Origin of the sequence: Anabaena sp. 54 (assembly GCF_017355725.1) — a bacterium.
GTDB lineage: Bacteria > Cyanobacteriota > Cyanobacteriia > Cyanobacteriales > Nostocaceae > Dolichospermum > Dolichospermum heterosporum.
The window spans coordinates 127,850-150,010 of record NZ_JAAVWA010000001.1 but is presented as its reverse complement, the minus strand read 5'-3'; the positions used below and the strand labels follow the sequence as shown (position 1 = coordinate 150,010).

Below are 22,161 nucleotides of genomic sequence, written 5' to 3'. Positions count from 1 at the left end.
AAATCTATTTTAAATAATAACCATTTCTAAATAAACGAATACCTTGATACCAAGGATTTACTAGCAAAAATGATATATGTAAAACATAGAATATTTTTAAATAAAATGGCATCAACTCCAAAACAAACAGAGATACAGCATAATAATTATAAAACCCATTTAATAAAGGATTTGACTTACGTAATCTAGTAAAAGATTTCAGAGAAAGAATCATACGTAAGTGTAAAGCAGCATAAATCGTAAGTAAAATAACTAAAATATTAATTTGCCAAGATGTTGAAAATAACTGAGTCATGACAATTAAGCCAATAATAATTAATATTTGTATAAATGTGCTATAAATCCATAATCTTTTAGGAATAAACATTTGATCTGAATCAAGCATTTTACTTCCAGCAGATATAACAAAACTTCTTGCTCCACATTCAAAATCTGTTTTTAAATCTTTTAACCCACTAGGAACACTATTTAAAAGAAGTAAAAGTAAAGTTAAACTTACAGAAAAAATAAAACTTTTTAAGGAGATTTGTTCTGCTTTTGATAAAGATCCTACTAAACATAGCATTCCAATAGAAGTCGCTAATGCCAACTCTGCCAGAAATTTAGATACTTTACCATGTTTACTCCATATATCGTAAATTGCACCCAAAATAATACTTACACAAAGTAAAATTAAACCCGTATTACTTCCTTGAATAATAAAATAATAAATAACTAACATTATAGGAATCTGAATTAGAGTAAATATCCATGCCTCCCATAATTGTACCTTTCCAGTAACTAATGGACTACTTTTTCTTGATGGTGCATTTTTATCTATTTTTAAATCAAGAATATCATTTAATGTGAAGCCAAATAAATGAAAACAGAAACCAACACTCCCTAAACTTAAAAAGTCTAGGAAAGATAAATAATTTAAAACCGTTAATCCTCCCATAATAGGTACAGTTATTGTTAATACTGATGTTAAAAAACGAGAGACTAAAAGCAAATTATATATTTTTTTTATCATGTTTTTTCCAAATACACTTTATTAATTTTAAATTACAGTTAACTTTGTATTAAATGACTCTTGTATTATTAGTAATATAAGAGTCATTGATATAATCAATATCAACCACACATACAATCACTACTACCACCTGTAGAACCACCACCTGTAGAACAACAATCACTAGTATCGAAACAACTACCACCACCATCAATACGAGAGGGATACAGAAAGTTCTTACCTAGATAATGAGATTTATAATGATCTGTTTGAAAAGGTGACATAAACATTGCCGCTTGGAAAATATCCCCTATTCCATATCTCTCAAATTTGAAATCACTTTCACAAGTAGCTAGTTCAGAAATAGCCACTAAATTTTGGTTAACTGGCTGAAATAACAGTTGATTAATCATATCTTCATAGCGATATAATTTAAGCTGATTAGTCCTTTTTTCAATTGTATTTTTAAGATCCGTGAAACGACTAACCAGCCATTGAATACCTTCTTTCGACAGAGTTAAAATTCCCTTTTCCTGTGCGCTAAATTGTCTTAGTGGATTATAGTGACCATTTGCCATATCAGATGTATAATCATTTACGGCATCCATCAAATAGAGATATGAACCGTAAGAACTACCAATCTTAATTAGATTTTCTTCATTTTCTGGTTTGTTTGCTAACTGCGATGTCATCCCAAATAAATAAGCACTAACAGTCGCTGAAGGAGTTGATGAATCTTGTGTTTGAGTTTGTTCAGCTAAATTTTGTAAATTTCCTAATTCAGTCAAATATTTAGAATCAAAATTTAATTCTGTTAATGTTTCTAAAGCTTGTTTATGTGCTTTTTGCAGCAATGAATTAAGAACAACAGCCGGAATATCTTTTCCTTGAGAATCCTGAATATGATCTATAGTATTAACACTTGCCAAAGCAACAGAAATAGCCGCAGCGAACTTACTAGCTATATTTTGGTTTGTTGTTACTTTTATTAATGGGTTAAGTGGACAACGACGTTCTACAATATTTATTTCTTCAGGGTTTTGTGCAGTTACTAATAGATTCAGAAGAATTGTCTCATGGCGTGTTAATAATCTGGAAAACAAACCATAAGAATCACCTAAAGCATGACACAAACCACACATATGAGTTTGGTAAATTTGTTTTTCTTGCTGACTGATAATATTTTTAGCAAAACAATGCTGCTTATTTAACATAAGGTAATAACCTCTAAATTATTTACTTTTAGGTAAGTATGCCAAACTGGCAGCATAATTAGCAACTAAAATAGAGCGGAATTTGACGGAATATATGTTACAATAAGTCAAACCATGTTAAGATTCTTTTCAAGAAAAGCGGAAAAAACCGGAAATAGACGGATTCAATTATAATTGCTCATCATTCTAGAAAATCGTACTAAAAGCTATGATCCTACAAGATGTATTAAAATTTGCCGATAATTTGGTATTTGAACAAACAGGAGAACATTTAAACGATCTACAAGAAGCAATTATTCGGGGAGTTTATGAGGGTAAAAGTTATGCTCATATTTCCAAAGATCGTTATTGTAGTTCTGGTCATGTTAAAGATACTGCTTATGAATTATGGAATTTACTTTCAGAACTTTTAGGCGAAAAAATTGATAAGTTTAATATGGGTTCTACTTTAGAAAGATATACCGTTTCAAAGGTTTCTTCTTATGGAAATTCTGTGTTGCAAATTAATAATCATGCTTGTTTAAATACCATTAATTTGGAAAATAGTAAAAAACCCAATGATGTTAAAACAGAGAAAATAAGACACACCATAAATTATGATTTAAGAGAACTTCCTCAAGCATCTTCTTTTTATGGAAGGACTACAGAATTAAACCAAGTACAAGAATGGATCACTCAAGACAGTAACAACCTAATTTTAATTTATGGCATTAAAGGTATTGGTAAAACATCTTTAATTATTGAACTTATTAATATTATTAAAAATAATTTTGATTACGTTGCTTATTATAGTTTAAAACTTAATCCCTCTTTAGGAAATATTGAACAAAAAATTTTAAAATTAGTTTCACATTGTGCGGAAGAAGATAATATAGAAGTTTTGAATGAAATTTATCCACAAAATTCAACAGAAAAAGTTAAAAAAATAATAGATTTATTGTGTCAACATCGTTGTTTAATTATTTTTGATGATCTACAGTTTTTATCTAATCAAGAAAATGAAAATAAACAAGTAACTGAAGATTTTGGTTTATTCTTTGAGAAAATAGGACAATTGAAACATAAAAGCTGCTTAGTTCTATTAAGTTCAGTTAATCTCAGAAATATTTTTGATTTATCAGTTAATTCTTTATCTACCCAACTACTACAATTAAAAGATTTAGATGCTGTAGCAGCAAAACAATTATTACAAGAAAAAGGAATAAAAGATGATGATAAAATAGAAAAACTTATCCACATTTACCAATATCATCCTTTATGGTTAAAACAAATTTCCAATGTAATCCAGAATTTACTTGATGGTGATCCATCACTGATATTAGAAAATAATCAAACTTTCCTCACAGATAATATGCAACAGGAATTTAAGGTGATTATTAATCAACTTTCAACTAGAGAAAAACAGATATTAATGGTATTAGCAAATCATGAAACATATTTATCTACAAGTGATATATTTAAACAATCATCTTTATCTTTAAATGAAGTAATTAATGGGTTAGAAAAAATAAGCGATCGCTGTTTACTTACACAACAAAATTCTAGTTTTCAAATAATTGGAATCATTAAAAGTTATATTCAAACATACAAGAATGGAAATGAGGATAACTAAGCAATTTTTTTCTAATAATTCATAAGGATATATGAAAATATTGAGAACAGCTTTTTCATGTGATTTAGATGGAGGATGAACTTCTTTAGCCTTTTCTACAACTTCTAAAATACTTGGATCAAGTTTCGCATAAAAAGCCCGTAGAGTCTCCATCTAGTTTCAGTTTTTACCCAAAATCACGAAACTCCTTACCGTGCCATATTCGTAATACAAAAATTGCATCCTCAAGACGTAAATATCGCACAACATAATCACCAGCTACAAGTTCACGGACATTTTCAAACTCCGGTATAGAACGCCCTATATCGGGATGCAGTACAAGTTTTGCAATCGCTTGTCGTAGCCGCAGAGATATGCGTTCTGCCGCTTTGGGATTATGAACCGCGATAAACTCCCGTAGCCGAATCAAATCTTGAACTGCACTTTCCGAAAACTCTAATTTCATAGCAAATGAGCCTTAGTTTCACCCGCAGTTCCCCAAGTCTCCAACCATTTCATCACCTCTTCTCCTGATACTACACGACCGGCTTCAATATCAGCTAAAGCTTCTTGAGTTTCTGCCAATATCCTTTCTTTAAGTTCTTCCTGCTCAATATACCGACGGAGAGCATCATTAATTATCCAACCTTTAGAACGCTTAATCCGGTTAGCAGTGGTGTCCAGTTTCTCTTGTAAGTCATCATCAAGCCGAAAACTCGTGGTACTCATGAAATTACCTCAATAATGCACAATATTATATTGCATTATTTTTAATATAATTCATTATTCATCAACTTTCAACCAGAGAAGTAATGAATAATTCATTCCTTATGACAAACTATGAAAATGTCTGATAGCGTAGCGTGGCGCAAGCCATATCAGGATACTCAGGATTAAAGGATTAACAGGATGAAAAAATACAGATGATTATCCCACAGCATACTCTGTAAACTTCCTCATAAAAGGAGATTGAAACCCCAATACAATATCCTCCTTTGGAACTCCCACAGCAACTAAATTTTCTGCAATATCATCTTCAGTACCATTCCATTGCAGCCAAATTTTTTCACCTTTAATATCAATATGAATAATACAACTATGTACCCATTCTTGACCTTCCCAACCTACATGAACTATTTGATAGTGGTCACGTTGTGTATCAAAAATTGTCTCAACTTCTATATTCCCGTTAGCAGGTTTTTGTTCGCTATATTCTTGTAAAATCTGCTGTACAAGCTGGCGATATCTAGTTAGTTTATCCATTCTGCAATCACCTCATGCTCTACATCATAAATAATCATTTTGACTTGATTCTCTTCAATCATATCTCTAGGAAAATCAAGATTAAAAAATGTCTTATAAGTTGTTAAAGGTACTGCTAAATACAAAACACGATCTGGCTGTCGTCTTCTTAATGCACCTCGATAATTAATAAACTGTCCTAACGCTGTATGAAATTCCGAAATTGCAGACGACCTCTCCAAAAAACTTTTGATTTCAACAGCAATTTTTTCTCCTTCTCTTTCTGCCGCAATCAATTTTTCTGCGGCTAAATCAATAGACAGATTTACCCCGCCTACACTAATTGATAGGGGATCGTGAGTAATCTGCCAACCGTCCTTCTGTAGAGCTTTTTTGACAACTTCATGAAAGACATCTTTAGCCGACATACTGAATCCCTAATTATATTTCCAACTTTTATCTTACCTCATTTCTTCCTCTCTGTGACTCTGCGCCTCTGCGTGAGACTCATTCCTTTATAAATCCTCATGCAACTCCCCCAACTTCCTAATCTCCGGCCAAATTGCGGCTGTTGCCACCACCACCAAAATCGTCCCAATACCACCACCAACAACAGAAAACACCGGACCAAATAAAGCCGCAGTCAAACCAGACTCAAAACCACCCAACTCATTAGAAGCACTAATAAACACACTATTAATGGCCGCAACACGACCCCGTAAATGGTCGGGAGTGCGAATTTGCACCAAAGTATGACGAATCACCACGCTAATGCTGTCTAACGCCCCGCTAAATGCCAACATCAACAACGACAACCATGTCCAACGAGACAGTCCAAAAATAATTGTCACAATCCCAAACCCGACAACCGACCAAAGAAGGGCTGGTCCAGCTTTGCGGATAGGTGGTAAATATACTAACAATGCTGCCATAATCAACGCACCTATTGATGGGGCTGCTTGTAAATAGCCCAATTCCACCGGACCAACGTGCAGAATATCTTTGGCAAAAACGGGTAATAATGCCACTGCACCACCCAGCAAAACAGCAAATAAATCTAGAGTGATAGCTGCGAGAATGAGTTGATTATTCCAAACAAATTCAGCCCCAGCAGCTAGAGTTTTCAGGGATATTGGTTCTTTTTTAAAGTCGGTTTTTTGGGGTTTAATGGCTGCGGTGAGGAAAAAACATGATAGTGCTGCGATCGCTGCTAATATATATACTCCCGTCGCATTCTTGAACAGAGCAATACTAAATCCTCCCAAAGCTGGCCCAATTACCGACGCTAATTGAAAACTACTACTATTCCAAGTCGCTGCATTGGTAAAAGCACTCGTAGGTATCAACTGCCACATCAGCGCATCACCCGCAGGTTTGAGAAATGCCCTGGCTACACCTGTTAATAATAAGCAAGCATAAATTAGAAAAACTGCACCTTGATAATAGGAAATAGCCGCTAAAGTTAGAGAACAGAACATTAATAGCAGCATTGCCAATAAAGTAATCTTTTTTCGGTCATTCTTATCAGCAACGTGACCCGTAATCAACGTCAGGGCAATCATGGGGAGAACCTGCGCCAAACCGATTCCACCTAAAGCCATCGCTGAATTTGTTCGCTCATATAGCTCCCAGCCCAGCGCTACCGTCTGCATTTGTCCCCCCGTGAAGAGGACTACACGCCCAATGGTAAATAGCCGATAATCTCGAAATCTCATGGCTGCAAAAGGATCGTGTTGTGCAGCCTGAGTGTTATGGTGAGTTGGTTTCTGTTTGCTCGAAGACATTTTTTAGTAGAGTCAAGCCTGATTCAATTTGTGATACCTGCTCTGGTGTCAAACTCTCCAGAATTTCCGCAATTTCCCCGCGAGTTTTTTCCTGGGATTGCTCTAAAAGCAGCTTTCCCTCTCTCGTCAAATTCAAAACTACTCGTCGTCGTTCTTGAGGATTATCTGTCCGTTGCACCAGATTACGTTGGACTAATTTTTCTATAGTTGTGGATGCTGTAGCACAGGTGACACCTAAATGATCTGCTACCTCAGACAAGGAAGCACCAGGATTGCGATTCAGAAATGCAAGCGATCGCAATTGTGGTATAGATAAAGAGTCAGAACTGTGCGATCGCATTTCAGATCGGATAAACCGCATCAATAAGGGGACAGTTTCCATCACCCTTGCGGCACATTCTTCAGAGGGTTTATCCAAACTCATAAGACCGTTTTTCTCCAGATTACATCGCCACCCGTGGATAAAGTCGTCCACAGATGTAGGTTAAACCTATTAATGTTAGCAAGAGAATTGTACAATCTAACCCAAACCCATAAATACTTGAGCCATTTGCCAGCATTGCACCGCGTAAAGCATCCACTTCATAAGTCAAAGGATTCAAGTGGGAAATGACCTTTAACCAACTTGGCATTAAGGAAATAGGATAGATGGCATTACTGGCAAAAAACAACGGCATGGTGATTAATTGCCCAATACCCGTAAATCTTTCCCGCGATTTCACCAAACAGCCGATGATTAAGGAAAAAGTGCAAAAACAAGCTGCTCCCAAAAATATGACTAGCACAACTTGCAAGAAAGCCAAAGGATTGAGATTGAGGTGTACACCCAGCAAAAACGCTAAAAGGTAAATAAACACCACTTGGAAAAAACAACGAATCCCAGCCGCAAAAGCTTTGCCCAAGACAATCGCTGCACGGGGTATGGGTGCAACTAAGAATTTCTGCAAAATCCCTAAATCCCGTTCCCAAATTAACGTCATTCCCCCAGCAAAAATAGCAACAAACAGCGCACTCTGAGCCAGAATACCGGGAGTCATAAAATCCAAGTAAGGTAAATTACCTGTAGGGATAGCACGAGTCCGAGTAAATACTTGCCCAAATATCAGCAGCCATAAAGCCGGTTGTACAGCCCGAATCACTAAATCACTAGGATCATGGCGAAGTTTCCGCACTTCCAATTCAGTAATTACCAGGGTTTTAGTAAATAGTTCTTTAATATTAGAAAAAATCCCTTTAGGACGATTATATCTGGGTTCAACCCAACCGTTGAGTGGTACGTCTGGTTCTTGCAGTCTCACGATAACTCACTCCTGATACTAATTGATTTCCTGCGTAGTGGATGAAGACATCATCTAAGGTTGCTTCTGGTTTCCCAATAGCTGCTTTTAAATCTGTGGGTGAACCGGTGATAATTTCTTTACCCTGGTTCATAATCACGACTCGATTGCAAAGATGATCCGCTTCTTCTAAAAAGTGGGTAGTTAAAAAGATGGTTGTACCGTACTCAATCCGCAGTTGCTGTACAAGTTGCCATACTTGGGTTCTTGCAACTGGATCTAATCCGACTGTTGGCTCATCTAGAAATAAGATTTGGGGTTGATGTAAAATGGCTTGAGCAATTTCCAGTTTCCGAATCATTCCCCCAGAAAAAGTTCTCACTAACTGATGTGCTACATCCTCCAAACCCATAAATTCCAGCACTTCAGCGATTTGCTGTTTTCTGCGTCGAGGGGGAATATCATACAATTTAGAGAATATTAACAGATTTTCATAACCCGTCAAAGTCCCATCTGCTGATAAAGCCTGGGGTACATAACCTATTACTCTTCTGACTGCATCAGGTTGATGAGTCACATCATAACCGGCTAAGTATGCTTTCCCGCTACTGACTGGTAGCAAGGTAGTTAACATCTTAATTACTGTACTTTTTCCCGCACCATTGGGACCAAGTAAACCAAAAACTTCTCCAGATGCAACGGATATATTTAAAGCATCAACGGCTGTTGATTTTTCAAAGCGGCGCGTCAGTTCCAAGGTTTGCAGTATTACTGACTTTGGAACTTGTGCAGGTATTTCCGCAGATTCTATTCTTCCCGTAAGTTTCGTCACGAGTCGGATTTACTTCCTTGTTCAAATAATTAGAGTATCTAAATATTAGTTTGACATATTTCTGCTAAAAGTCAAGACCAAGGATTAATGATGATAAGCCCCGTCCCAGCAAAATCTTTTTCGGTGTGGGGTAGACTGCATATCTGGCAACTGTGATAAATAACAATAAATATTCCTGTCAAATCTCGTACCTATTTGACTACTGTATGTGTAATAATTCCTATTATGTGTTTATTAACCAAGCACAAGTCATAATTAGATCCGTAATTCTATGTATGAAACTTTTATTGACCTAGATGAATTGATAGTGCGCTGTAAAGATAAGCAAGCTAAGAAATTAATCCAAGAGGCTGTTGCTTGTTATCGAGCCGGAGCATTTCGCTCGTGCATAGTTGCAACATGGAATGCAGTAGTATTTGATTTTCTTCACAAATTGAGAGAATTAGAACTATTAGGCAATGGTGAAGCATCAAATATGTTACAAGAATTTGATGATTTAAGAATTACAGAAAATGTACAAAAGCTTTGGCAATTTGAGTCAAATATCCCCAATATTGCACTCAGACAATTTGAACTTATTTCACCTGTAGAACAGACAGATATTGAAAGACTATTGAAAGATAGAAGTAGATGCGCTCATCCTTCTATGGTATCTTTAGAAGAACCATTTGAAGCTACAGCCGAACTAGCACGCTATCACTTAAGAAGTGCAGTAATACACCTTTTACAGCGTAAAGCTGTTCAAGGTCGTTCTGCTCTTAATCGAATTTGGAAGTCTCTAAAATCAGAAAATTTCCCGTCAGATGTAGAAAGTGCTATTATTGTTCTTCAAAACAGTCCTCTAGCTTGTGCGCGTCAAAACGTAATAAAAGATATTGTTATCGGATTAACTAAAAGTCTTTTAAGAGACTCACTTCCAGAAGATGAAAGACAACGCCAATTTGCAGCACTTAATGCTGTTTCCAAAATGTATCCCAAGGAAGTTGGAGAAATATTGAATGATAAATTATCCAATCTTATTGAAGATAAAATTGATGATGCAAATGGGGACAAAGTAATTATTTATCTTGGAAGTGTTACAGCATGGGAAAGTATCAGTGAACCATGTCAGATTAAAGCAAAAGTTTTTATTGATAAATTAGATATATATGACAATAAAAACTTTAGGTCTTGGTCAAACAAAAAGCCTTTATTATTTAATAATATAAACATATTAGTAAAAGCGAATTATGTAGATTTCTTAAGAGGTTCAGTAATTAGTAAACTACAAATACCTTTGGAAGAACTACTAGATATTAAAAAGCATTATAACTCCCGGTTCGCCCATTTTTTAGGGAGTTAGGAAAAATGTGCAGATAAAAGTATAATCAGAGACAGGTTATACAAAATAAGCTAAGTAAGTATATGTTCGACGTTATGGCAACTGAATCCATAATTACAAACGAACGAGTAGATGACATACCCGTACTACTCACACAGATAGAACGGATGGGTGTACAAAAGCTAATAGATAAAAACTTCCCCACCCATGGAAATTGGCGAGGACAAAGCTTGGGGAATGTAGCAGTGATCTGGTTAACACATATCTTATCGCAAGCAGACCACCGTTTAAATCAAGTTCAAGCCTGGGCTGGTAAACGGTTAGAAACATTGAAAAAATTGATTGGTGAAAGCTTAAACGAACTTGACCTAACCGATGACCGATTAGAAGCAGTATTGCGTTACCTTAACTGTGACGAGAACTGGTATGCGTTTGAGGAAGAACTGGGAAGTAATTTGTTGCAAGTGTATGATATCAAACCAGAACGGGTAAGACTGGATAGTACAACAGCTTCAAGTTATTGCGGGGTGAATACTGAAGGGCTATTTCAATGGGGTCATAGCAAAGACCATCGTCCAGATTTGGCACAAGTCAAAATCATGCTATCAACATTAGACCCATTAGGAATGCCAATAGCAACAGAAATATTATCGGGAGAAAAAGCAGATGACCCTTTATATATCCCCGCAATTGAGAGAGTCCGTTCGACGCTAAAACAGCCAGGATTACTGTATATTGGGGACTGTAAAATGGCATCAATGGGGACAAGAATCCATATTGTATCAGGGGGAGATTTTTATCTATGTCCTTTAAATGCCAAGCAAACACCGACAGAAAAATTAAGAGAATATCTGCAACCAGTTTGGGATGAAAAACAAGAATTGACAACTATCAATTATGATTATGCAGATGGAAAAACGAGAGAGATTGCTGAAGGATTTGAACTAAAATTGCTCCAAAAAGAAAAGATTAACGAGCAAGAAATATCTTGGGAAGAGCGACAATTAGTAGTCCGTTCTTATGCCATTGCCCAGACAGAGGAAAAATATCTACGTGAACGCATACAGAAAACCGTTCATGCTCTTGAACAACTAAAAATCCCCAAACGCGGCAAGAAAAAGCTGACATCATTTCCAGAGTGGGAGTTATCTGTAGCTGAGATTCTCAAGCGTTATCGGACTGGGGGATTATTTGAAATTGATATTCAAACTCAGCGAGTTGAAAAAGTTAAAAGACAATATGGCGAACGTCAATCTCAAATAATAGAAGAAGTTTCCTTTAATTTAGATTTTAAAATTAATGAAGACGCGGTAAAACAACAAGTTCAACTGTTAGGCTGGCGAGTTTATGTCACTAATGAAACTGAAGCTAACCTGAGTTTGAAACAAGCAGTTCGTGCTTATAGAGATGAGTATTTGACAGAACGAGGATTTGCTCGACTTAAAGGCTTTCCTCTTTCTTTAACTCCAATTTATTTACAACGTGAAGACCATATTACTGGTTTGATCCGACTACTTTCAATTGGTTTGCGAGTTTTGACTCTTTTAGAGTTTCAGGTTCGTCGCCATCTTGACAAAAATCAAGAAAAATTGGCTGGACTTTATGCTGGTAATCCTCAGCGTAAAACGGCACGTCCTACTGCTGAAATGCTTCTTGTTGCATTTAAAGAAATCACATTGATATTAATTGAGGTTAACAATGAAGTCTACACTCATTTAACTACTCTTTCCCCTTTACAGCAGCGTATTCTTGTTTTACTTGGGTTTCCCCCTACTATTTATACTCAGCTTAGTGGTCAATCTTTTACTCCTGAGTAGAATTCTTCTAACTCTCGCAAAAATGGGCGAACCGGGAGTAATTACAGGTACTTTTCCATAGGGAGAAACTCTTGTAAAACCTTCTGGTTTATTCTGCAAATCAATTTCAATCAAATCAAAATCAATACCCTTTTCTTGAAGTACCAAGCGGGTACGGTGAGCATAAGGACAAACAACCGCACTATAAATCTTAATGTCAGCCATATTTAAATTCCTTAGTAAATTAGGATTTGTGTTAGGGAAATTTGTTGACATCAAAAACCCAAATCTTAAATAGTCAGTAGTTACTTGAAATACCGAGATCAGCGCAGATATGACTATTGCCAGTTATCTGTGCATCACCCTTGACGGGGCTGAATAATTTATTGATGACTTGCGACAAAATAGAAACTACAGTTTGTTGACCGATTTATCGGTGTTTGTTTTAGTAGTATTGCATGACCCCAGGAAAAATTCAAGTGGTTTTACAAAAAAATCTGTGCTTCACTAAATTTATGACTTACGAATGATTAGTATATCTAAATAATTATTGAGTTATACTTATGAGCAAAAGGTGAAATCAAGAACTATGAATACAAATACTGATATTACTGGTTTTCATGCACATATTTATTTTGATACCGCTAGTCGTGAAGCGGCTGCTCGTGTAAGAGAAGGTTTAGGTGCTAAATTTGATGTAAGATTGGGACGTTGGCATGAACAGCCTATAGGACCACACCCCAAATCAATGTATCAAGTAGCTTTTTTACCACATCAGTTTGGTGAAGTTGTGCCTTGGTTAATGCTTAATAGAGAAAGTTTAGATATTTTGGTTCACCCAGAAACGGGAGATGATGTCAAAGATCATACGGATAATTCTCTGTGGTTAGGGGAGAAGCTACCGTTAAATATTGAGTTTCTGCAAAGGTTGAAAACTATTTAAATTTACAAAAATGCTTTCTTATACAGTCCTTTTTGACCTAGATGGAACTCTCTCTGATCCTAAAGCAGGGATTACTCGCTGTATTCAGTATGCTTTATCGGAACTTGGTTATAAACCACCAGATGCTAATGAATTGCTTTGGTGTATTGGACCACCACTGAAAAGCAGTTTTTCCCAGTTATTGCAAACCGCTGATGACACATTACTGGAGAAGGCAATTTTACTATATCGTAGTCGCTTTTCTACGATTGGGTTATTTGAAAACTCCCTTTATCCGCAAATTCCCGAAACCCTAAAAATTATTCGTGCTGCTGGTTATCAGACTTTTGTAGCGACTTCTAAACCTCAAATTTATGCTACACGCATTATTGAATATTTTGATTTAGCACCTTTTTTTGATGGTGTTTATGGTAGCGAATTAGATGGTAATAGAAGTGTGAAAGGTGATTTAATTTCCTACATTGTAGAGAGGGAAAGTCTTTTACCTTCTACTGTGGTTATGGTAGGCGATAGGCTTCACGATATTATCGGAGCTAAGAAAAACAATATTGCTTCAATTGGTGTGACTTATGGCTATGGAAGTAGGGAGGAATTGGAAACTCACAAAGCTGATTTAATTGCTGATTGTCCAGATCAAATTCCTGTATTACTACCTTTGATTTGATTAAGATAGCAAATTTAAACCTATTTGTTAACAGCTAATTTCTAGCTAAAAATCTGAAGTTTAGCTTCATCAAATACCAAACCTCGACGGGCAAAATATTTATGAATGTTGATTTGCACAAATAAATCTTTTAGTTCTTCGGAAATTTCAGATGGGGGATTTCCTGATAAAGCAGTTGTAATTAAACGTTCTGCACTGTGAATTTCTCCACAGTCAATTGCTAGGGTTGCGGCACTACGATACAATATTGAACGGGTTGGTTCTGCTGCAAAATCATTTGTTATTAATTCCGCTGCTAATCGTTCTTTTTTAAATGCTTGTCGGGATAGTTGGGAAGCTAAATCTAAGTTACTTCTAAGTTTAGCAACTTGTGCCATTTCGGCTAAATCCATAGCTTGTTGATGTAACTCTTGAATCTGACTCATTTTTTTACTATGAAGGCTAAAGGAAAAAGATTAAATTGAGGTTGTCTAAGTTTATTTACTAGTTTTTTCTTTATTTTTTTTAGCTTTATTCTTTATTTTATTGATTTTTTTGATCAAGATCGTCTTGAATTTTAATAAAATTATCTGTATTAAGGCAAGTTAAAAAAATAAGATTGCGGCATTCCATTGATAAATATAAGCAATAATTTAATATATTAGTATTAATATCAATCTTGTACTTACGTAATATCTCTAAAATTTGATCACCTTGATTCTCAGCATTAATATTCTTAATATCTTCTTTTATTTGATATATATTTTTATCTATGTTATCAGTATTAATCCTTTTTATACAATTAAATTTTAAGTCTTTAAAAAACTTGTTTATATCCTCTTGATTAGCAAAGTCAAAAGAAATATTAAATGTTTGATATCTTAACAATAGCTTTTCTAGACAAGAATCAGAAACAAAATTTTTCATCTTCTGTCTTAAGATTTTTTCAGTTTCTTGTTTTAAAATTTTCGTAATATTATCATAGTTTTTTTCTTTTAAGGGAATACCAGTGTCATTATTCACCCAACGGTCATCTATTAACAACTCTCTCCACTGGTCTACCATATATTGTACAGATGTTATAAAATATATTTTAATATGAGAAGAAATAATAAATTGGCATTCTTTTATCTTTTGTTTTTCCTTGGGAATTTGATCTAGATATCTTAGTATTTTTTTAGGAATCCAATGACCAAATTTTGTTTTAATACCATACTTACCCCAGTCAATTTTATAACTATTATTATATTGTAGAAAAATATTTTCTATATCTTCATTAATGCCTTGAAAATAATTTTTACTAGCTCCACCTTGTTCTATAAAGTCTTTTTGCTTATACTCATCAGTTTTAGATTCTTTTTTCCCCTTTTCATTGAAGTTATATGTATGTTGTAGCACAGCATTAATAGTTATATCATTTCGTTCAACAAAACACCCCAATTGAATTAGAGCATATTTGAAATAGTAATCATCATCAGCTACAAATGTATTTATTTCTGAAACATCCATAAATTTGTTGTCTAATATTTTTAAATCGCTACAAAAATTTTCTATATCATTTTCATCTTGAGTATTATATAATATTTCTATATTTCCGTTATTTTCAGTTAAGCCTCTTCCTGTTAAATTAGCTGATCCTAAAACCAAACTTCCTTTTTTAGACGTATCCGAAAATAAACAATATGCCTTAGCATGAAACAAGCTAGAAGAGTTATTAACTTTAAAAGATATCTCAATATTATGGAAATGCGTATTTTTAATCCAATTATTGATCTCGTCTAGTCCTATACATATAGCTTCTCCTCTATCTATATATATTGATATTTTATATAAGTTTATTTTTTCTTGTAATGCTTTAATTATTGCATTGGCAGATTTTAAATTAAAATAACAGCTTACTAAAATCAGATGGTGCTTTTCTCCTATTACATTACCACGCAATAAAAAATTAACCAATAATTGTTGTTTGTCTTTTTCAAAAAAGAAGTTATTTGTGTAAATCATTGATATTTGTATTTCTATTAATCTTATATATGGCTAGTGCAAAAATGGTGTTGTGATTTAGATATTAATTTCATCTTTGATGAAATTATCATACTTAATTCTCTATTAAAGTGATTAATATATAGGAATCCTACTTGAATCTTGGTCAGTATACCGAGATTCAACCTTTAATTTTACGGTGTTTCCGGTTTAGAACTTGTTCAAAAATCAAATAGGAGTCCTATAATTAATTATACCTCAATATCTGAAGTTTTGCTGAGTTTAAAATTACATCGTAATCATCTAGAATCACACCACTTGACATATAGTAACATAAAAGTTACTATATCATTATGTCTAGTATAAAAGTTCAAGAATATCTTAAAGAAGATGGTTCTAGCCCTTACCAAGAATGGTTTGATAGCTTGGATGCCCAAGCTGCTGCGAAGGTAACAGTTGCTAAATCTCGTCTGGAGTTAGGTAATACATCAAATGTTAAATGGTTTGATGGAATCGGTGAATATAAAATTGATTGGGGTTCTGGATATCGGATATATCTTGCTCAGGATGGTAAGGAACTTATAGTATTATTTGGTGGAGGAACAAAGAAAAATCAGCAATCTGATATTAATCGTGCTAAAGAATTGTACCAAGAATACAAAAGACGAAAAAAAGAAGTTAGTAAAGAGCAAGCAACTGACAACGATAATAGAGAAAAGAGGTAATTATGATGGCACTTACTAGAGATTTTACAGAAACTGTTAACGCACGAGTACAAAGAGATTCTAAGTTTGCGATCGCTCTACTTGATGAAGCAATTTCTCTCTTTCTCAATGGTGAACCAGAAACAGCAAGACTGATTTTAAGAGATATTGTCAATGCAACAGTAGGGTTTGAACAGTTGGCAATTGAAACTTCTAAACCAAGCAAAAGCTTACATCGAATGTTATCTGTAAAAGGTAATCCAACGATGGATAATTTGACTGCAATCTTTAATGTTTTGCGTAAAAATATGAATGTTAATATTAATGTTCAGACAACAGAGGTAAAAACTATTTATGTCACACCTTGAACAAATTGAAACTGCAATTCTCTCACTTCCATCTCATGAATTTGAGAAACTGAGACAATGGTTTTTAAACCTAGATTATGAACGTGGGGATGAACAGATAGAACGTGATATTGCAGATGGTAAATTAGAAGCATTAGCGGAAGAAGCGATTTAATATATAGTTTTGTTTATTCCAACAAAGTCGCAAACGCCCAGACTGATTATAGCCTAAGCGTTTGACCATTGGGTCGCAGATAAACTTCTGCAAGTAAAAAATAATTAAACAGGCATCATTTGCATGGATCTGCACGATTCTGCACATCTACGGCAAGCAGCAGCACATTCCATCATCTTGCTATCATCGCTCATTTTTTCGCAGGTTGTTGCACAGCGATCGCACATTTCCGCACATAACATACAAGTGCGATCGCTGAATTCAGAACCAGCCATCATCATATTTGTACACATCATGCACATTTCTGCACAATCCCGCAGCATTGTCATCATGGTTGTATCCATGTACTTACTACCTTTAGTCATACAGTAAGTCATGGTTTCCATGCACATTTTATGACATTCCATGCAAGCGTTCACGCACATTTGCATTTCATTGGTCATAGATTTGGTCATCATCATCATCATAGTAAATACTCCTTGATTTTTTGATATGTATCTTCACCTGAGTTCGATGTAAGAAAACCAGCTAAAAATGAGTATTCAAAAGGGTTAGAGGCTTTTCTGGAAAGAGCCTATATTCTCAATAAGCCTTAATTATTGAGAATTAATAGGAAACCAGCCTAGATTTAAGTAAATTTTCATAACAAAATCTAAATTTATATTACGAATACTATTTGAATACAAACTCAAAGTACCTCAGATTAGGGACAATAGAAGAGGTTTAATTAAAGAAAATTAATGATTATAACTCATGGAATTAGAAACTATTTTCTGTGAAATTGATGATTTTTGTACCTATTTTGAGCCAATATTTCAAGCTCAACTTATCCCATCCCAAATAAAAAAAAGAATTAGACCCAGCCGATTATGTCTAAGTGAAATTATGACAATAATTGTGTATTTTCATCGCTCTAGTTACCGCAATTTTAAAGATTATTACCTGAAACATATCTTCAAATATTGCCAAGGTGAATTTCCCAATTTAGTGAGTTATCAAAGATTTGTTGAATTAATGCCAAATGCTTTAATTCCCTTGATGTATTATCTGAATACACGAAAAGGACTCAATACAGGTATAAGTTTTATTGATAGTACCTCTATTCCCATTTGTCATTCTAAAAGAGCCAAGACAAATAAGGTCTTTAAAGATTTAGCTGGCTGGGGGAAAAGTTCTATTTGTTGGTATTTTGGGTTTAAACTTCATTTGATTATTAATGATCAAGGAGAGTTACTTGCGTTTCAAATTACTCCTGGAAATACAGATGACCGAAAACCTGTTCCCACTTTGACTAAGAACTTATTTGGGAAAATATTTGGAGACAAAGGATATATTTCTCAAAAACTCTGGCTTGAACTTTGGTCTAATGGACTCAAATTAATCACTCCTTTCAAGAAAAATATGCGGAATAAGCTCTTGTCCCTGGAGGAGAAATTAATGCTCCGAAAACGCTCTTTAATTGAAACTGTTAATGACCAACTCAAAAATATTTCACAACTTGCTCATTCTCGACATCGAAGTGTTACTAATTTCATGGTTAATGTTGTTGCTGCAATAATAGCTTATACTTGGCAACCTAAAAAACCTTCTTTAAGATTTGATGAAAATGAAATTGAAACCTTACCAGTTTTATTAGCTTAATTACCAATTAAATATCAATATTACCTAATAGTAAATACATTTCAAAAAATTAATTTTTTGAGAACTTTTTGGCGTGGGCTTTAATTCTCAATAACCAATACTTATTGACAGAACTGTTGCTGTTACGTACTTTTAGACTTTTTATTTACATCGAACTCAGGTGTATCTTCAGTTCTGAGCCGAACTAATTACAACGCTAATTCAATTTTTTCAAAAATCAATAGGAGATGCAACCCTGAATTAAAATTGATAATTCCGATAGAATTACCGGAGTTTGTGTAGCATTGGTAGATAAATTAATGATATTTTTTTGATGAAGTTCTGATTAAATAAGGGTTACAAACTTTATTTTAAAATTTCTAATTTAGTAAAGTTATCAGCTTTTCAATTAGATATATCTATCCATATTGACTTATTACAAAATATTAATATTATTATTTCTTAACACAAAGCGAAAAAACAGCGTTAATTTTTTCTATAAAAGCAGAAGTTATTAACTTTAACTAATAAACTTCTGCCTTTTTATCCTCTATCTTATTGCTGATTTTTAAGATAGAGAATTTTCTAAATCAGCTTGCAAATCTAGATAATGCTCAATTCCGACTGACAACCTGACTAAATTATCCTTAATACCCCGTTTAAGTCTTTCTGTTTCTGGAAGTGAACCATGAGTCATTTTACTAGGATAGCAAAGAAGTGATTCAACACCTCCCAAACTCTCAGCTAAAACAAATAACTGCAACCGAGAGGCAAATTTTTCCACTTCATCAAAACCACCTTTTAATTCCAAACTAATCATCCCCCCAAAGCCAGACATTTGTGATTTGGCTAAGTGATATTGTTCATGACTAGGTAAACCTGGATAGTAAATTCGCTCAACTTTGGGATGTTGTTCTAAAAATTTCGCCAAAAACAAAGCGTTTTTCTCATGTTCGCGCATTCTTACCGCTAAAGTTTTAATTCCACGCAATACTAACCAACTATCAAAAGGACTAGGAACTGCACCAATAGCATTTTGATAAAACTTGATTTGCTGATATAGTTCCTCATTAGAAGTAACAACTGCACCACCAATAATATCGCTATGTCCACCCAGATATTTAGTTGTACTATGAACAACAATATCAGCACCTAAATTTAAAGGCTGTTGAAAATAGGGACTAGCGAAAGTATTATCAACTACTAAAATTAGATTGTGTTCATGGGCAACTTTTGCCAATGCAGCAATATCAATAATTTTCAGCAAGGGATTTGTCGGCGTTTCCATCCAAATTAACTTAGTATTAGGTTGAATTGCTGTTTCAAAATCATTGATATGATCAATATCAACATAAGTAGTAGTCACACCCCAATTTGTCACTACCTTTTCTAACAACCGATAAGTTCCACCATACAAATCATCCCCTGCAATAATGTGATCTCCTGTTTTTAGCAAACTTAAAATAGTCGTAGTTGCGGCTAAACCAGAAGCAAAAGCTAAACCAAACTTACCATTTTCTAAAGCAGCTAAAGCATCTTCTAAAGCTTGACGGGTGGGGTTGCCTGTGCGCGAATATTCATAACCTTTATGTTGTCCAATTGCTTCTTGCTGATAGGTAGAAGTTAAATAAATTGGTACAATTACCGCACCAGTTTGGGCATCTGGTTTTTGTCCTTCATGAATGGCTTTAGTTTCAAATTCCATTGTTTTCTCTTTTTTATTCGTGAGTTTGATTAATCCAATATTTAATTAAATCGGCTCTAGTTATTAAGCCAATTGGGATATCATGACTGGTAATGATAATTCCTGTTGTTCCCGATAATAAAACTCGGTAAGCTTCAGAAATATCAACTTCTTCATCTAGTAATGGTAATGGTTTACCCATGACTGCAAAAACTTCTTGATTAGAAAAATTAATTCCATCATGGAGGCATTTCATTAAAGATGCTTCATTCAAACTTCCTAAAACTTGATTATTATCAATTACAGGTAATTGAGAAATATTGAGTTTTTGCAGTAAATTTGTAGCTGTGCTTAAGGTATCACGAGGAGCAACAGCAACTATTGAAGGAAAATCTGTTTTTTGTGAAAGAATTTCTCCAACTTTAATAGTTCTTGTTTTTGTTCCTTCCCAAAAACCATTTTCCTGCATCCAGGTATCAGAATAGATTTTATTGATGTAGTTTCTACCTGTGTCTGGTAACAGTGCCACAATGTATTTAGGTTCGGTTAATCTAGCGGCATATTTGAGGGCAGCGGCTACTGCTGTTCCACAAGAACCTCCTACCAATAAACCTTCTTCCCTTGCCAAACAACGCGCCATATTAAAGGATTCTTTATCATTCACCCGCACCATTTCATCAACTAATTGGCGATTAAAAGTTTTAGGAATAAAATCTTCACCAATGCCTTCAACTTTGTAAGATTTTGGGCTATCTCCTGATAAAATTGAACCTTCAGGATCTGCACCAACAATAATAATATTGGGGTTTTGTTCTTTGAGATATTTGGCTACTCCAGAAATTGTGCCACCTGTTCCCATACTGGCGACAAAAACGTCAATTTTCCCTGCACTATCTGCCCAAATTTCTGGTCCTGTTGTTAAATAATGGGCGAGGGGATTATGGGGATTTTCAAATTGATTTGGTCTGTATGCACCGGGAATTTCTTTAGCGAGTCTTTCAGCTACACCGTTATAACTTTCGGGAGAATCAGGAGGTACTGATGTTGGTGTGACTACGACTTCTGCACCGTAAGCTTTGAGTAAATTGATTTTATCCTGACTCATTTTATCGGGCATCACAAAGATGCAACGATATTTTTTCACGGCCGCGATAAGTGCAAGTCCAACTCCTGTATTTCCAGCGGTAGCTTCGATAATAGTTCCACCTGGTTGTAAAAGTCCTGCTTTTTCTGCGGCTTCTACCATAGTGAGAGCTATTCTATCTTTTGTACTCCCACCAGGGTTGAGATATTCGACTTTGGCGTAAATCGTGGAGGCGATGTTTTTTGTGATGGAATTGAGTTTAACTAATGGGGTTGTACCGATCGCTTGTAAGATGTGATCATAAGTTGCCATATTGCCTCTTTATGACTGGGGGAAGTTGGTTTTTATGGGTTTTTAATGGTTGGATGTTGTGGAGAAAATCGCAAACAGCACTGAAACAAAGGCAGATAAAAATGGGCGATACCAATAAAATACACTAAATTCATAGTGTTAATGTAGTATACTCAATTTTGAGTTGAGGAATATAAGGTTAAGACTAAGAATTGATCAGAATATTCATTATAAAATTTAATATTTTATCGAGTTGGCAAAGTTCTTTCCACTTATTTACTACTTATACTTTGGAGTTTTCATACTTGTCTTTTATACTCTACTGTATTTGCACTCAGTAATTAAATAGTGCATTTGAACTATACGCTGTATTCAAATTGAGCCATCGCCCGCCCTAGAGTCATCAAATACTTAGAATATCTAACAATTAGCTGCCAATAAAATTAGTTAATCAATTTTTTCTTAAAAGGTACTTGCTTTTTCATGAGAGTTATGAGATTCTACTATTAATCTACGATAACTCGGTCGAGATGCAGTAGTTTATTGACAACCCACCACTAACGCTAATGCCTACAGCTATGGCTAAGGAGTTGAAAAAGCTTTGCTAAAAACTAAATATGCAGCAGTTACAGTGGCATA

25 protein-coding genes are annotated in these 22,161 nt (G+C 34.7%); 9 read left to right on the top strand and 16 right to left on the bottom strand.

Annotation, left to right across the window (positions count from 1 at the left end; all coding sequences use genetic code 11):
- Window positions 1–4 precede the first annotated feature (4 nt).
- Window positions 5–1,012, bottom strand: coding sequence for a UbiA family prenyltransferase (locus tag HEQ36_RS00795; RefSeq protein WP_168636892.1), 1,008 nt, complete (start codon window positions 1,010–1,012; stop codon window positions 5–7).
- A 101-nt stretch (window positions 1,013–1,113) separates the two neighbouring features.
- On the bottom strand, window positions 1,114–2,205 hold the full coding sequence (locus HEQ36_RS00790; protein WP_168636891.1) for a DUF5685 family protein: 1,092 nt from the start codon (window positions 2,203–2,205) through the stop codon (window positions 1,114–1,116).
- Window positions 2,206–2,413: 208 nt separating this feature from the next.
- Between HEQ36_RS00790 and HEQ36_RS00785 the strand changes: the two genes are divergently transcribed.
- Window positions 2,414–3,817, top strand: a complete 1,404-nt coding sequence (locus HEQ36_RS00785) for an ATP-binding protein (protein WP_168636890.1) — start codon at window positions 2,414–2,416, stop codon at window positions 3,815–3,817.
- Between the two features lie 166 nt (window positions 3,818–3,983).
- On the opposite strand, the gene HEQ36_RS00780 is transcribed toward HEQ36_RS00785, so the two are convergent.
- The 8 genes from HEQ36_RS00780 to HEQ36_RS00745 all read right to left on the bottom strand — a co-directional run bounded on the left by HEQ36_RS00780 (window position 3,984) and on the right by HEQ36_RS00745 (window position 8,931).
- Window positions 3,984–4,262: a type II toxin-antitoxin system RelE/ParE family toxin gene (locus tag HEQ36_RS00780; protein ID WP_168636889.1), complete on the bottom strand. Its 279-nt coding sequence runs from the start codon at window positions 4,260–4,262 to the stop codon at window positions 3,984–3,986.
- Window positions 4,259–4,525, bottom strand: coding sequence for a CopG family ribbon-helix-helix protein (locus tag HEQ36_RS00775; RefSeq protein WP_168636888.1), 267 nt, complete (start codon window positions 4,523–4,525; stop codon window positions 4,259–4,261). Before HEQ36_RS00775 ends, HEQ36_RS00780 begins: the two co-directional genes overlap by 4 nt.
- A 198-nt stretch (window positions 4,526–4,723) precedes the next feature.
- Complete coding sequence (locus tag HEQ36_RS00770) at window positions 4,724–5,059, bottom strand: XisI protein (protein ID WP_053540181.1); 336 nt, start codon at window positions 5,057–5,059, stop codon at window positions 4,724–4,726.
- Window positions 5,047–5,466: a XisH family protein gene (locus tag HEQ36_RS00765; protein WP_053540182.1), complete on the bottom strand. Its 420-nt coding sequence runs from the start codon at window positions 5,464–5,466 to the stop codon at window positions 5,047–5,049. Before HEQ36_RS00765 ends, HEQ36_RS00770 begins: the two co-directional genes overlap by 13 nt.
- An 87-nt stretch (window positions 5,467–5,553) precedes the next feature.
- Window positions 5,554–6,822, bottom strand: coding sequence for an MFS transporter (locus HEQ36_RS00760; protein WP_168636887.1), 1,269 nt, complete (start codon window positions 6,820–6,822; stop codon window positions 5,554–5,556).
- Window positions 6,788–7,246 (bottom strand): MarR family winged helix-turn-helix transcriptional regulator, encoded by a 459-nt coding sequence (locus HEQ36_RS00755; protein ID WP_168636886.1) that lies wholly within the window; start codon window positions 7,244–7,246, stop codon window positions 6,788–6,790. The genes HEQ36_RS00760 and HEQ36_RS00755 overlap by 35 nt, the downstream gene beginning before the upstream one ends.
- A 19-nt stretch (window positions 7,247–7,265) precedes the next feature.
- Window positions 7,266–8,120, bottom strand: a complete 855-nt coding sequence (locus HEQ36_RS00750; protein ID WP_168636885.1) for an ABC transporter permease — start codon at window positions 8,118–8,120, stop codon at window positions 7,266–7,268.
- Window positions 8,077–8,931 (bottom strand): ATP-binding cassette domain-containing protein, encoded by an 855-nt coding sequence (locus HEQ36_RS00745; protein ID WP_168636884.1) that lies wholly within the window; start codon window positions 8,929–8,931, stop codon window positions 8,077–8,079. The genes HEQ36_RS00750 and HEQ36_RS00745 overlap by 44 nt, the downstream gene beginning before the upstream one ends.
- Window positions 8,932–9,202: 271 nt before the next feature.
- Between HEQ36_RS00745 and HEQ36_RS00740 the strand changes: the two genes are divergently transcribed.
- Together HEQ36_RS00740 and HEQ36_RS00735 are read left to right on the top strand one after the other, a co-directional pair.
- On the top strand, window positions 9,203–10,273 hold the full coding sequence (locus HEQ36_RS00740) for a hypothetical protein (RefSeq protein ID WP_168636883.1): 1,071 nt from the start codon (window positions 9,203–9,205) through the stop codon (window positions 10,271–10,273).
- A 74-nt stretch (window positions 10,274–10,347) separates the two neighbouring features.
- Window positions 10,348–12,069, top strand: coding sequence for an IS1634 family transposase (locus tag HEQ36_RS00735; RefSeq protein WP_053538855.1), 1,722 nt, complete (start codon window positions 10,348–10,350; stop codon window positions 12,067–12,069).
- Here HEQ36_RS00735 and HEQ36_RS00730 read toward each other — a convergent pair.
- Window positions 12,007–12,273 carry a glutathione S-transferase N-terminal domain-containing protein gene (locus HEQ36_RS00730; RefSeq protein WP_267902205.1) on the bottom strand — a complete coding sequence of 89 codons (267 nt, stop codon included), beginning with the start codon at window positions 12,271–12,273 and terminating at the stop codon, window positions 12,007–12,009. The two genes, HEQ36_RS00735 and HEQ36_RS00730, sit on opposite strands and share 63 nt — an antisense overlap.
- A gap of 364 nt (window positions 12,274–12,637) precedes the next feature.
- Between HEQ36_RS00730 and HEQ36_RS00725 the strand changes: the two genes are divergently transcribed.
- Together HEQ36_RS00725 and HEQ36_RS00720 are read left to right on the top strand one after the other, a co-directional pair.
- A complete protein-coding gene (locus HEQ36_RS00725; RefSeq protein WP_168636882.1) occupies window positions 12,638–12,991 on the top strand; it encodes a DOPA 4,5-dioxygenase family protein in 354 nt (117 codons plus the stop codon).
- 10 nt (window positions 12,992–13,001) lie between these two features.
- On the top strand, window positions 13,002–13,655 hold the full coding sequence (locus tag HEQ36_RS00720; RefSeq protein ID WP_168636881.1) for an HAD family hydrolase: 654 nt from the start codon (window positions 13,002–13,004) through the stop codon (window positions 13,653–13,655).
- A gap of 41 nt (window positions 13,656–13,696) precedes the next feature.
- Here HEQ36_RS00720 and HEQ36_RS00715 read toward each other — a convergent pair whose 3' ends face one another.
- Together HEQ36_RS00715 and HEQ36_RS00710 are read right to left on the bottom strand one after the other, a co-directional pair.
- Entirely contained in the window at window positions 13,697–14,080 is a 384-nt protein-coding gene (locus HEQ36_RS00715; RefSeq protein WP_168636880.1) for a hypothetical protein, read from the bottom strand.
- 97 nt (window positions 14,081–14,177) lie between these two features.
- A complete protein-coding gene (locus tag HEQ36_RS00710; RefSeq protein ID WP_168636879.1) occupies window positions 14,178–15,638 on the bottom strand; it encodes a hypothetical protein in 1,461 nt (486 codons plus the stop codon).
- 332 nt (window positions 15,639–15,970) lie between these two features.
- Here HEQ36_RS00710 and HEQ36_RS00705 point away from each other — a divergent pair, with 332 nt between their 5' ends.
- The 3 genes from HEQ36_RS00705 to HEQ36_RS00695 are packed head-to-tail and all read left to right on the top strand — an operon-like array spanning window position 15,971 to window position 16,843.
- On the top strand, window positions 15,971–16,342 hold the full coding sequence (locus tag HEQ36_RS00705; RefSeq protein WP_168636878.1) for a type II toxin-antitoxin system RelE/ParE family toxin: 372 nt from the start codon (window positions 15,971–15,973) through the stop codon (window positions 16,340–16,342).
- A gap of 2 nt (window positions 16,343–16,344) precedes the next feature.
- Window positions 16,345–16,689, top strand: a complete 345-nt coding sequence (locus HEQ36_RS00700) for a DNA-binding protein (protein WP_233455567.1) — start codon at window positions 16,345–16,347, stop codon at window positions 16,687–16,689.
- On the top strand, window positions 16,676–16,843 hold the full coding sequence (locus HEQ36_RS00695) for a hypothetical protein (RefSeq protein WP_168636877.1): 168 nt from the start codon (window positions 16,676–16,678) through the stop codon (window positions 16,841–16,843). The genes HEQ36_RS00700 and HEQ36_RS00695 overlap by 14 nt, the downstream gene beginning before the upstream one ends.
- A 104-nt stretch (window positions 16,844–16,947) precedes the next feature.
- Here the strand turns inward: HEQ36_RS00695 and HEQ36_RS00690 are convergent, their stop codons facing one another.
- Entirely contained in the window at window positions 16,948–17,310 is a 363-nt protein-coding gene (locus tag HEQ36_RS00690; protein WP_168636876.1) for a four-helix bundle copper-binding protein, read from the bottom strand.
- Window positions 17,311–17,596: 286 nt separating this feature from the next.
- Between HEQ36_RS00690 and HEQ36_RS00685 the strand changes: the two genes are divergently transcribed.
- A complete protein-coding gene (locus tag HEQ36_RS00685) occupies window positions 17,597–18,484 on the top strand; it encodes an IS982 family transposase (RefSeq protein WP_168634808.1) in 888 nt (295 codons plus the stop codon).
- Window positions 18,485–19,031: 547 nt separating this feature from the next.
- Here the strand turns inward: HEQ36_RS00685 and HEQ36_RS00680 are convergent.
- Together HEQ36_RS00680 and HEQ36_RS00675 are read right to left on the bottom strand one after the other, a co-directional pair.
- Entirely contained in the window at window positions 19,032–20,168 is a 1,137-nt protein-coding gene (locus HEQ36_RS00680) for a cystathionine gamma-synthase (RefSeq protein WP_168636875.1), read from the bottom strand.
- 13 nt (window positions 20,169–20,181) lie between these two features.
- Entirely contained in the window at window positions 20,182–21,543 is a 1,362-nt protein-coding gene (locus HEQ36_RS00675) for a cystathionine beta-synthase (protein WP_168636874.1), read from the bottom strand.
- Window positions 21,544–22,161: the final 618 nt, after the last annotated feature.

What these genes read in the sequence shown, in the direction of transcription:
- HEQ36_RS00795 (WP_168636892.1), bottom strand. Translation starts at nt 1,012, where the DNA reads ATGATAAAAAAAATATATAATTTGCTTTTAGTCTCTCGTTTTTTAACA.
- HEQ36_RS00790 (WP_168636891.1), bottom strand. Translation starts at nt 2,205, where the DNA reads ATGTTAAATAAGCAGCATTGTTTTGCTAAAAATATTATCAGTCAGCAA.
- HEQ36_RS00785 (WP_168636890.1), top strand. Translation starts at nt 2,414, where the DNA reads ATGATCCTACAAGATGTATTAAAATTTGCCGATAATTTGGTATTTGAA.
- HEQ36_RS00780 (WP_168636889.1), bottom strand. Translation starts at nt 4,262, where the DNA reads ATGAAATTAGAGTTTTCGGAAAGTGCAGTTCAAGATTTGATTCGGCTA.
- HEQ36_RS00775 (WP_168636888.1), bottom strand. Translation starts at nt 4,525, where the DNA reads ATGAGTACCACGAGTTTTCGGCTTGATGATGACTTACAAGAGAAACTG.
- HEQ36_RS00770 (WP_053540181.1), bottom strand. Translation starts at nt 5,059, where the DNA reads ATGGATAAACTAACTAGATATCGCCAGCTTGTACAGCAGATTTTACAA.
- HEQ36_RS00765 (WP_053540182.1), bottom strand. Translation starts at nt 5,466, where the DNA reads ATGTCGGCTAAAGATGTCTTTCATGAAGTTGTCAAAAAAGCTCTACAG.
- HEQ36_RS00760 (WP_168636887.1), bottom strand. Translation starts at nt 6,822, where the DNA reads ATGTCTTCGAGCAAACAGAAACCAACTCACCATAACACTCAGGCTGCA.
- HEQ36_RS00755 (WP_168636886.1), bottom strand. Translation starts at nt 7,246, where the DNA reads ATGAGTTTGGATAAACCCTCTGAAGAATGTGCCGCAAGGGTGATGGAA.
- HEQ36_RS00740 (WP_168636883.1), top strand. Translation starts at nt 9,203, where the DNA reads ATGTATGAAACTTTTATTGACCTAGATGAATTGATAGTGCGCTGTAAA.
- HEQ36_RS00735 (WP_053538855.1), top strand. Translation starts at nt 10,348, where the DNA reads ATGGCAACTGAATCCATAATTACAAACGAACGAGTAGATGACATACCC.
- HEQ36_RS00730 (WP_267902205.1), bottom strand. Translation starts at nt 12,273, where the DNA reads ATGGCTGACATTAAGATTTATAGTGCGGTTGTTTGTCCTTATGCTCAC.
- HEQ36_RS00725 (WP_168636882.1), top strand. Translation starts at nt 12,638, where the DNA reads ATGAATACAAATACTGATATTACTGGTTTTCATGCACATATTTATTTT.
- HEQ36_RS00720 (WP_168636881.1), top strand. Translation starts at nt 13,002, where the DNA reads ATGCTTTCTTATACAGTCCTTTTTGACCTAGATGGAACTCTCTCTGAT.
- HEQ36_RS00715 (WP_168636880.1), bottom strand. Translation starts at nt 14,080, where the DNA reads ATGAGTCAGATTCAAGAGTTACATCAACAAGCTATGGATTTAGCCGAA.
- HEQ36_RS00710 (WP_168636879.1), bottom strand. Translation starts at nt 15,638, where the DNA reads ATGATTTACACAAATAACTTCTTTTTTGAAAAAGACAAACAACAATTA.
- HEQ36_RS00705 (WP_168636878.1), top strand. Translation starts at nt 15,971, where the DNA reads ATGTCTAGTATAAAAGTTCAAGAATATCTTAAAGAAGATGGTTCTAGC.
- HEQ36_RS00700 (WP_233455567.1), top strand. Translation starts at nt 16,345, where the DNA reads ATGATGGCACTTACTAGAGATTTTACAGAAACTGTTAACGCACGAGTA.
- HEQ36_RS00695 (WP_168636877.1), top strand. Translation starts at nt 16,676, where the DNA reads ATGTCACACCTTGAACAAATTGAAACTGCAATTCTCTCACTTCCATCT.
- HEQ36_RS00690 (WP_168636876.1), bottom strand. Translation starts at nt 17,310, where the DNA reads ATGATGATGATGATGACCAAATCTATGACCAATGAAATGCAAATGTGC.
- HEQ36_RS00685 (WP_168634808.1), top strand. Translation starts at nt 17,597, where the DNA reads ATGGAATTAGAAACTATTTTCTGTGAAATTGATGATTTTTGTACCTAT.
- HEQ36_RS00680 (WP_168636875.1), bottom strand. Translation starts at nt 20,168, where the DNA reads ATGGAATTTGAAACTAAAGCCATTCATGAAGGACAAAAACCAGATGCC.
- HEQ36_RS00675 (WP_168636874.1), bottom strand. Translation starts at nt 21,543, where the DNA reads ATGGCAACTTATGATCACATCTTACAAGCGATCGGTACAACCCCATTA.